Origin of the sequence: Streptomyces sp. MS191, assembly GCF_008042125.1 — a bacterium.
Taxonomy (GTDB): Bacteria; Actinomycetota; Actinomycetes; order Streptomycetales; family Streptomycetaceae; genus Streptomyces.
Window position 1 is genome coordinate 44,890 of record NZ_RDBI01000068.1, and the last position, 8,482, is coordinate 53,371.

The 8,482-nt window shown below is 73.3% G+C and carries 10 protein-coding genes; 4 read left to right on the forward strand and 6 right to left on the reverse strand.

Annotated features, from left to right (window positions below):
* The first annotated feature begins 72 nt into the window (after positions 1–72).
* The 3 genes from EAO71_RS32500 (at position 73) to EAO71_RS32510 (ending at position 1,323) form a co-directional block, all read left to right on the forward strand.
* Complete coding sequence (locus EAO71_RS32500) at positions 73–324, forward strand: antitoxin MazE7 (protein WP_147981415.1); 252 nt, start codon at positions 73–75, stop codon at positions 322–324.
* Between the two features lie 4 nt (positions 325–328).
* Positions 329–706 (forward strand): toxin Doc, encoded by a 378-nt coding sequence (locus EAO71_RS32505; protein WP_147981416.1) that lies wholly within the window; start codon positions 329–331, stop codon positions 704–706.
* Positions 707–774: 68 nt separating this feature from the next.
* Positions 775–1,323 (forward strand): GNAT family N-acetyltransferase, encoded by a 549-nt coding sequence (locus tag EAO71_RS32510; RefSeq protein WP_147981417.1) that lies wholly within the window; start codon positions 775–777, stop codon positions 1,321–1,323.
* An 86-nt stretch (positions 1,324–1,409) separates the two neighbouring features.
* On the opposite strand, the gene EAO71_RS32515 is transcribed toward EAO71_RS32510, so the two are convergent.
* From EAO71_RS32515 to EAO71_RS32535, 5 genes are all read right to left on the reverse strand, one after another.
* A complete protein-coding gene (locus tag EAO71_RS32515) occupies positions 1,410–2,069 on the reverse strand; it encodes a DUF4232 domain-containing protein (protein ID WP_147981418.1) in 660 nt (219 codons plus the stop codon).
* Between the two features lie 189 nt (positions 2,070–2,258).
* Positions 2,259–3,149, reverse strand: coding sequence for a hypothetical protein (locus tag EAO71_RS32520; RefSeq protein ID WP_187282914.1), 891 nt, complete (start codon positions 3,147–3,149; stop codon positions 2,259–2,261).
* A gap of 68 nt (positions 3,150–3,217) precedes the next feature.
* The gene (locus EAO71_RS32525; RefSeq protein WP_261992454.1) at positions 3,218–4,399 is read right to left on the reverse strand and encodes a DUF2306 domain-containing protein; all 1,182 of its coding nucleotides are present in this window, start codon (positions 4,397–4,399) and stop codon (positions 3,218–3,220) included.
* A 110-nt stretch (positions 4,400–4,509) separates the two neighbouring features.
* The gene (locus tag EAO71_RS32530) at positions 4,510–5,025 is read right to left on the reverse strand and encodes a PadR family transcriptional regulator (RefSeq protein ID WP_147981420.1); all 516 of its coding nucleotides are present in this window, start codon (positions 5,023–5,025) and stop codon (positions 4,510–4,512) included.
* Positions 5,026–5,122: 97 nt separating this feature from the next.
* Positions 5,123–5,563 (reverse strand): MarR family winged helix-turn-helix transcriptional regulator, encoded by a 441-nt coding sequence (locus EAO71_RS32535; RefSeq protein ID WP_147981421.1) that lies wholly within the window; start codon positions 5,561–5,563, stop codon positions 5,123–5,125.
* Between the two features lie 136 nt (positions 5,564–5,699).
* Here EAO71_RS32535 and EAO71_RS32540 point away from each other — a divergent pair, with 136 nt between their 5' ends.
* Entirely contained in the window at positions 5,700–7,289 is a 1,590-nt protein-coding gene (locus tag EAO71_RS32540) for an MFS transporter (RefSeq protein ID WP_147981422.1), read from the forward strand.
* 79 nt (positions 7,290–7,368) lie between these two features.
* On the opposite strand, the gene EAO71_RS32545 is transcribed toward EAO71_RS32540, so the two are convergent.
* Positions 7,369–8,482, reverse strand: a 1,114-nt coding sequence (locus tag EAO71_RS32545) for a right-handed parallel beta-helix repeat-containing protein (RefSeq protein WP_187282915.1), incomplete at its 5' end; no start/stop codon positions are given.

The following is an 8,482-nucleotide window of genomic DNA, read 5'->3' on the forward strand; positions in this document are numbered from 1 at the left end:
GTCCCGGTGGCGGCCGGGGCGGAGGGGCGAAAGCGGTAGCCGCATGCGTATACCGCGCGGCATACTCGGCTCATGGCTGACACGACCGTGAAGATCGACGACACGACACGGGACCGGCTCAAGGCCCTGGCCGACGGCGCGGGCATGTCGATGAAGGACTACCTGGCGCAGCTGGCCGTGGAGAAGGAGCACGAGCGGCAGCTGGACACGGCGACCGCCGCGTTCCGGCGCGCCATCGCCGCGCCGGGGGTCGCGGACCGCTTCGACGCCGACTTCGGGGGCCTCCCCGAGGCCGCGGGCCGCACGGCCTCCCGGGCGGCCTGACCCGGTGGAGCTCCTCGTCGACCACCGCTGGCTCCTGGCCCGCCAGGAGGACGTCCTCCGCGGGGATCTGACCGTGGACGACCTGTCGGTCCTGGTCGGCATGGCCGCCCGGCAGCGGGTGAACACGCCGCGCCTGGACCAGGCCGACCCGGACGCCTTCTGGCGCGCCGCGGTGTTCCTGGAGGAGTGCGTCCTGCTCCGGCCGCTGCCCGCGCGCAACGAGCTGTACGGCTACGGGCTCGCCGTCGCCTATCTGGAAGCCTCCGGGCACCGCGTCGACACGGCCTACGAGCGGTGGCGCGACCTGGTCCACGAGATCCGGTCGCTGCGCCTGGACGTGTTCGGGGTGGCCGACCGCCTGCGGTCCTGGCGCCTGCCCTGAGACGCCCGGATCATCCGGAAACCCTGCGACGATCACCGTCGAGCAGTGCCGATGTCCGAGGAGACGTCATGATCACCTGGCGCCGGGTCACCGAGGCGGACTTCCCGCTGCTCCGGCGGTGGCTGGCGGAGCCGCACGTGGCGCGGTGGTGGAACCACGAGACGTCCCCCGCCGCCGTGGCCCGGGACTTCGGGCCGGTCGCCCGCGGAGAGGAGCCCGGTGAGGACTGGCTCGTCCTGCTGGAGGGCACCCCGGTGGGCCTGGTGCAGCGGTGCCTGTGGGGCGACTATCCGGAGTACCTGGAGGAGATGGCCGGGGTGATGGAGGTACCGCCGGCCGCGGCGACCGTCGACTACCTGATCGGCGACCCGGCGCGCACCGGGCAGGGCCTCGGCCCCCGGATCATCCGGGCCGTGGTCGCGCGCACCTGGCGCGACCATCCGCACTCCCCCGCCGTCGTCGTCCCCGTCGTGGCGGCGAACCGTGCGTCGTGGCGCGCCCTGGAGAAGGCCGGTTTCGTCCGGGTCGCCGAGGGCGAGCTTGAGCCGGACAACCCGGTGGACGACCGGCTCCACTACGTCTATCGCATCGACCGGCCGGCCACCGCGGGGGCGTGACGCGGAGGGCCGGGGCCGCGCGGGGCCCGGCCCCGGGCGGCGGTGCGGAGCGGAGGCCACGCCCGGGCGAACCCGGGCGCGGGCGCTCAGAGGCTGAGCGCGTCCTCCGCGTTCGTCATCCACGCGGTCACCGAGTTCTTGTCCGGCGAGACGTACAGACCCGGGGTCGACGCCTTGAGCGGCTTCTGCTCCAGGTCCGAGTCGGTGGTCATCGTCATCCGGATCGAGTCGACCGTCTTGCCCTTGCCGTCCTTGACGCCGCCCATGAGGCCGGCGTAGGCGGACTGGCCGGGCGCGAGCTTGATCGCGTCCTCGATCCCGGGCGCCGTACCCCGCTCGGTGGCCTGACCGTCCAGGTCGCCGAAGGTGACGACCGGGTGCCCCAGGGCCCGGCACGGCTTGCTGCCCTTGTTGGTGATCTTCAGCAGGTAGCTGCTGGTGGTGGGCTCCGCCAGGCTCGCGGTGAACGTCACGTCGAAGGTGCTGCACGGGAAGACGTCGTAGTCCGGGTCGGTGGACGATCCGCCGCCGCCTCCGGACGTCCCCTTGTCCGGGGTCGCGGAGGGGGTCGCCGGCTTCGACGGGAGCGGGGCCTTCGTGGGCGTCGCGGTCTTCGACGGCGTCGCCGACGGGCTGCCGGCGCCGCCGCCCGAGCCGGCCGCGCCGTCGTCGGTCGGCCCACAGGCCGTCAGGGCGAGCGCGGACACGGCGACCAGGACGGCGGCGGCTCTGCGAACGGTGCTCATGGTGGTGTCCCCCGATGGTGAAGCGCGAAGTGCGCGGTTGAGCTGAGCTGAGCTCCAGCGTCCCGCAGAAACTTCACGGCTTGGTGACGATGTCTTGCCGAAATCACCACGGTCAACCGCGCGTCACACCTCGGGCCGGCCGTCGGATCCGCCTCCCGGGAGATCCCGACGGCCGGCCCGGTCGGGGATTCACGTGCCGGCGCCCTCGCGGCGCGCCCCGAGCCGGTGGCCGACGACTCCCGTCGCCAACAGGCCGCCGACCAGGGCGATCAGGGAGATGCCCGGCCCCGAGGCCCAGTCGACCGTCGAGGCGTGGACGACGAAGACGACCGCGGCCGCGAGGGCGATGCCGGGTACGGCGATCAGCGCCGGGCGGACGCGGGCGAGGTCGTCCTCCGCCAGGGCGCCGAGGGTGCCGACACCCAGCGACAGGGCCCAGACACCGAGGCCCTGGGCGTCGGCGCGGTCGACCTCCCACGGGACCAGGGCCGCCCAGAAGTCCGGGCTCAGCAGCAGGCCGGTGCCGAGGCCCAGCCAGCCGGATCCCACGACCGCGAGGAACGGCTTCGTCCAGCCCGGCAGCGGGGAGACGGGCGCGCCGAGCGGGGTGCGCGGCCGGCGGTACTGCAGGAGGACGCAGCCGACGGCGGCGACGGCGAGCACCCCGAGGACCGCCACCCAGCCGAGGCTGAACAGCACGAGGAAGAGCGACCCGCCCTGTGCGGCCTGGAGTTCGCCGCCGTTGATCAGGCTCACGGCGAACAGGCCGACGAGGACGATCACCAGCGGGACGACGAGCGTCCTGACCTCCTCCCAGACGCGGGCGCGGCCGACCGCGAACAGGCCGGGCGCCACCCCGACCATGGCCGCTCCGATGAGGCCGGGGCTCAGCGCCTCCGGCGACGTCCACGCGCCGAAGACCCGGCCGGTGAGGCTCGCGACGGCGACGAGCCCGCCGGTCATCAGGCCGACCATGGCCACGACGGCGGACAGCAGCGCCACCCCCGCGGTCAGCTCCCGGCCGCCGGTCGTGGCCCGGGAGGGGCCGGCGGCGGCCTCCGCCTCCACGGGGGCGGTCACGTTCGGATGCTGCGGTTCGCTGTTCATCGGCGCTCCGGTCGCTCGGTGTCGGGTGGGGCTCGCCTCGGTCACGAGGGCGTGGGCACGGAGGCGCGGGCGGCGGCGGGCGGCGGCGTCGCGGCGCGCCGCCGGGCCGATTCACCGACGTACACGACGCGCAGGCTCACCACGGCGGTCGCGGCGAAGGCGAGCACGCCGCAGCCGATCCCGGCGCCCGCGGACAGCGCGGTGAGCCGGTCGAGGTGCGCGAAGCGCCCGAGGGTCAGCGTGGCGCCGGCCGAGAACGCCGGGGCCAGGCACAGCGCGGCCAGATGGAGTCGCCATTCCTCGCGTGGCCAGGTCCGGCCGGCGCGGCCCGCGGCCCGCTGGCGTACGGCCATGACCGCGTAGGCGACGGCGAACGGCAGCAGGTAGGCCAGGAGGAGACGCCGGCCTTCGGCGCCGTGCTCCGTCAGCGCCCGGCCGAGCCACCACAGACCGGCGGCGCCGACCGCATGGGCCACGGCGAGCAGCGGCCAGGGCGTCCAGGAACCGACGTCGGAGGGCAGGACGGCGCGCCGGTCCATCGCCCGGGAGGCCAGCAGCGCGCCGAAGACGACGACGGAGCCGAGGTGCATGACCGCGACGCGGTTGACGTCCTCCATCGGCAGCCCCGGCATGAGCAGCGGCAGGCCGCCCCACTCCAGGCGCAGCAGCGGCGCGGTCATGAGGTATCCGTAACAGAGCAGCATCCAGCGCTGGTGGAGGTCGGGGCGGCGGGCGACGGCGGCCAGGACGCCGAAGGTGACGCTGAGCGTGGTGCCCACCAGGATGGTGGCGAGGACGATCCAGAACGCCTCGCCGCTGAACGCGTCGCGCGGGGCGGTGCGGGCCAGGTAGACGGCGGCGCCCGCCATCGACGCGTACACGGTGAGCGCGAAGACGATCCCCGCGGCGCGGTGCAGCCGGACGCGGCGGCGGACCGCGCTGAGGAGCTGGACCGGGCCGAGCAGCATCAGCGCGCCGCCGAGGACCGAGTGGACGATCAGCGGGACCAGGCTGCGCCCGTACGGGCCGATCCGGGTCTCCAGGGCCTCGGCGACGTATCGCGGCGAGACGGCGGCGCCGAGGAGGCGTTCGCCGAACGCGGGCGCTCCCGGTCGCGCGTAGGGCCACAGTTCGGTCATGGCGAGGGGCGCGTAGCCCACGCAGACCGCCACCACGGCGAAGGTGGCCACGCGGCCCCAGGCGATCTTGCGCAGTCGGTTCACGAGGAGCTCCCGTCACCCGCTCGACCCATAGTCCTTTCTGGACTATCGAGACCGTAGGGGCAGCGCGGGACGCGGTCAACAGCCGTGCCGGACCGTGATGTCCGGCGGGATCACTCCTCGTCCCGGTCGACCCACTGCCAGAAATCGACCATCATCCGCTCATACCGGATGCCGAACTCCAGGGCGCCCCGCTGCCCCGAGGTGAGCAGTTCGCCCACCTCGTCGGCGAGTTCCTCGTAGGAGGCCAGGGTGCGGCGGTGCTCGTCGAGCTGCACGGGGGCCAGGTTCTGCGGGCGCGCGCCGAACCAGAGCTTGAGGATGCCGCGTTCGCGCGCCTCGACGGGGACGAAGGCGGGGTCGTCGAGCCAGCCGCGCAGGGCGGTGCGGCCCGCGTCGGTGAGACGCATCAGCCGTCGGTTGCGTCCGCCGGTCTGCCGGGTCTCCGACAAGAGGCCCGCCTCCAGGAGGCGGTCGCACTGCGCGTACACCTGCGCGTGCGGCATCGACCAGAACGGGGCGACGGTCCGGGCGGCCTCGACCTTGACGTCGTACGGGCTGGCCTCGCCCAGTTTGTCGACGATGCCGAGGACGAGGAACGAGGGCGTGGTCAACCGGGCTTCGGGCATGCGGCGACCGTATCGCGGGGCCGCCGGCCCCGGTGGTGCAGACGGTCGGGCGAGGGGCGGGCGGGGCCCACGGTGGGTGGTGCCGCCGGCGGACGGCTCAGGCGTTCCGCTCCATCGTGGGGCGCAGGCGCTCCAGCAGGGCGTAGAGGGTGGCGCTCTCGGCCTCGTCCAGGGTGTCGAGCGCGGTGTGCGTGGCCTGCATCTCCTCGCGCACGCGGCGGATGACGTCGCGGCCGGCGTCGGTGGCGACGACGTTCTTCACGCGCCGGTCCGAGGGATCGGCCTCACGCCGGACGAGTTCGCGGGCCTCCAGGCGGTCCACGATGCCGGTGACGTTGGACGCGTCGCACACCAGCCGGGTGGCGAGACCGCGCATGGGCACCGGGCCGTCGAGCTGCGCGAGGACCTTGGCCTGGGTGGAGGTCAGGCCGTAGCGGGCGGCGGCGGTCGCGAAGTCGCGCCACTGCGCGGTGCCGATCACGGCGAGCAGTTCCAGGAGCTGGAGCTTGGTCGGGGCCTGCGGGGCGGTGGCGCTCATGCCGCAAGGGTACGGCCGATGCTTCACATTATCAATTGTTTACTTGACCTCCTTAACTATCGACCTCTACCGTCGACGAAGTACTTGATGTTCTCAAACATCTACGCCCTGAATCTTCGAGAAGGTCCTCCCCGCCATGAGCCCCGCCTCCGCCACCGTCACCGTCGGGCGCAGGAGCGAGACGATCGTCGTCTTCGCCCTGAGCCTCGCCGCCATGGTCGTGTCGATGATGCAGACCCTGCCGGTCCCGATCCTGGGACTGATCCGCGACGACCTCGGCGCCTCGACCGCCGAGGTCAGCTGGGTCACCACCGCCACGCTGCTGTCCGCGGCGGTCTTCACCCCGCTGCTCGGCCGCTTCGGCGACCAGCACGGCAAGAAGCCCACCCTGGTCGGCGTGCTCGTGGTGATGGTGGCGGGATCCGTCGTCGCCGCGCTCGCGACCTCCCTGCCCCTGCTGGTCCTGGGCCGGGTGCTCCAGGGCGCCGCCACCGCGATCTTCCCGCTGGCCCTCTCCGTCCTGCGCGAGGAGGTCCGCCCGCAGAAGCTGCCGGGAGCCATGGCGCTGGTCAGCGGCACGCTCGCGTTCGGCAGCGGCCTCGCCCTCGTCGCGACCGGCCTGCTCACCTCCGGCGCCGGTGCCGACTACCGCGACGCCTTCTGGATGGCGACCGGTTTCGCCGTCCTCGCCCTTCTCGCCGTCCTCTTCCTCGTCCCGGCGACCCGGCACAAGACCGGTGGCCGCACGGACTTCCTCGGCGCGCTGACGCTCGGCGTCGCTCTGCTGCTGCTCCTGCTGCCGATCTCCCAGGGCCACGAGTGGGGCTGGGCCTCCGGCCGGACGCTGGGCAGCTTCGCCGGCGCGGTCGTGGCGACCGCCCTGTGGGTCCTGGTCGAACGGAAGGTCCGCGAGCCGCTGGTCGACATGCGGATGTTCGTCCACCGCCCCGTGCTGATGGCCAACCTCGCGGGCATCCTCGTCGGCTTCGGCATGTTCGCCAACTTCCTGGGGGTCTCCTACCTGGTGCAGATGCCCCAGGCGCTCACCGGCTTCGGCTTCGACGCGTCCATCCTGCGGGCCTCCGTGGAGTTCCTGCTGCCGGGCGCCATCGTCTCGCTGCTCGCCTCCCCCGTCGGCGGCCGGATCGTCCGCGGTCGCGGTCCCCGGTTCGCGCTCGGCCTGGCCGCCGCCTTCGGCGCGGTCGGATTCGCCTGGCTCGCCCTCGACCACGGCCACACCGTCTCCGTGATCGGCGCCGGTCTCGTCGTCGGCGCGGCCGTCAGCTTCGGCTACGCCGCCATGCCCGCCGTGATCATGTCGAGCGTCCCGCACCACCAGAGCGGCATCGCCAACGGCATCAACTCGATCTCCCGCTCCACGGGCAGCGCGATCGGCAGCGCCGTGGTCACCACGATCCTGGCCTCCCGGACCGTCGAGCACCTGCCCGCGGGCGTGCCGCCGCTGCCGGCCGAGTCGGGCTTCACCCTCACGTTCGGCATCGGGGCCGTCGCCTTCGCGCTCGTCGCGGTGATCGCCCGGTTCGGCCTGCGCGGGCAGCACGGCCCGAAGGCGGGGGCGACCGCCGCGCCGACGCTCGTCGCCACGAGCGCCGGGAACGCACGGCAGTCGGACGGTACGAAGGCCACGGACGGCGCCGAGGGCGAGGACGTCGCCGCCGTGCCGGCCGGGGCGGACGAGGCGGCCGAGCCGGCCTCCGCGCGCTGACCGGCCGTCCGGGGACGACGGGACCGAACAGGACGCGGGCGCCCCGCCGGAAGTGCTCCGGCGGGGCGCCCCCGTACGTTCACCAGCGGGACGGCGGCGGGGGCACCACCACGGGCGGGCGGTCGTCGCAGGTGATGGTGTTGGGCAGCAGCCGGTCGGCCAGCCAGCCGCCGTCGTTGCCGCCCCGGTCGGTGAGGACGAACTCCGATCCGGTGGCGGGGAAGTTGAACGACCCGCAGTTGTTGACGGCGACGGCGCCCACACCCCGCGCGTCGACGTTCTCGAAGGTGGCCGAGCCCTTCACCCGGGCGCTCAGCACGGAGGTGCCGGTTCCGTCGACACGTACGTCCTTGAAGTGGACGGCCGGGATGTCGACCACGTCCTTCACGCCGAACTCGCTGACCAGCATCATCGCGTTGTAGGTGCTGTCGAGGTAGTGGTCGCCGGTCACCCGGACGTCGGCGTCGATGCTCCGGTCGAGCGCGTAGAACCAGATCGCGCCGAGGCCGATCCTCCAGTTGAGGTCGAGCGTGCCCGACCGCACCGCGGTGTTGTCGGTGAAGCGGAGGGTCCCGGTGAAGGGCTCGGCGCCGAAGCGGGAGCCGGCGTGCAGCCCGCTGCCCTCACGGACCGGGTCGGCGACCAGGTTGCCGCTGACGGTGTTGTCCCGGCCCCCGTAGACCGCGATCCCGTTGGCGAGGGTCGGCGACTGGACGGTGTTGCGGGCGAAGGTGTTGTTCGCGTCGGCGGTCCGGTCCGACCACATGGCCAGGCCGTCGTCGCCGGTGTTGCGGACGAAGTTGCCGCGGACCTCGGAGTCGGTCACGCCGGTGTGGAAGTTGAGCGCGTCGGCGATCTGGTCGGCGATGACGTTGTTCGTGACCTTCACCCGGGACATCGGCCCGTCGAACCAGAGGCCGACCTTGGTGTGGTGCAGGTAGAGGCCGTCGACGGTCGAGTCGCTCATCGCGCCGCCGACGGGGGAGGCGAGCAGCGAGACGATGGCGCCCGGCAGCAGGAACTCCACGGAGGCCCGCAGGATGGACGCGTCGAAGCCGAAGCCGGTGAGCGCCTGGGGCATCTGCACCAGGTAGGAGACCCCCAGGAAGTTGGCGAACATGCCGAAGCCGACGAGGATGCCCGCGAGGTTGGCCATCAGCACGGGGCGGTGGACGAACATCCGCATGTCGACC

Coding starts and splice junctions, on each gene's coding strand:
- EAO71_RS32500 (WP_147981415.1), top strand. CDS start 73: ATGGCTGACACGACCGTGAAGATCGACGACACGACACGGGACCGGCTC.
- EAO71_RS32535 (WP_147981421.1), bottom strand. CDS start 5,563: ATGAGCGCCACCGCCCCGCAGGCCCCGACCAAGCTCCAGCTCCTGGAA.
- EAO71_RS32540 (WP_147981422.1), top strand. CDS start 5,700: ATGAGCCCCGCCTCCGCCACCGTCACCGTCGGGCGCAGGAGCGAGACG.
- EAO71_RS32510 (WP_147981417.1), top strand. CDS start 775: ATGATCACCTGGCGCCGGGTCACCGAGGCGGACTTCCCGCTGCTCCGG.
- EAO71_RS32515 (WP_147981418.1), bottom strand. CDS start 2,069: ATGAGCACCGTTCGCAGAGCCGCCGCCGTCCTGGTCGCCGTGTCCGCG.
- EAO71_RS32530 (WP_147981420.1), bottom strand. CDS start 5,025: ATGCCCGAAGCCCGGTTGACCACGCCCTCGTTCCTCGTCCTCGGCATC.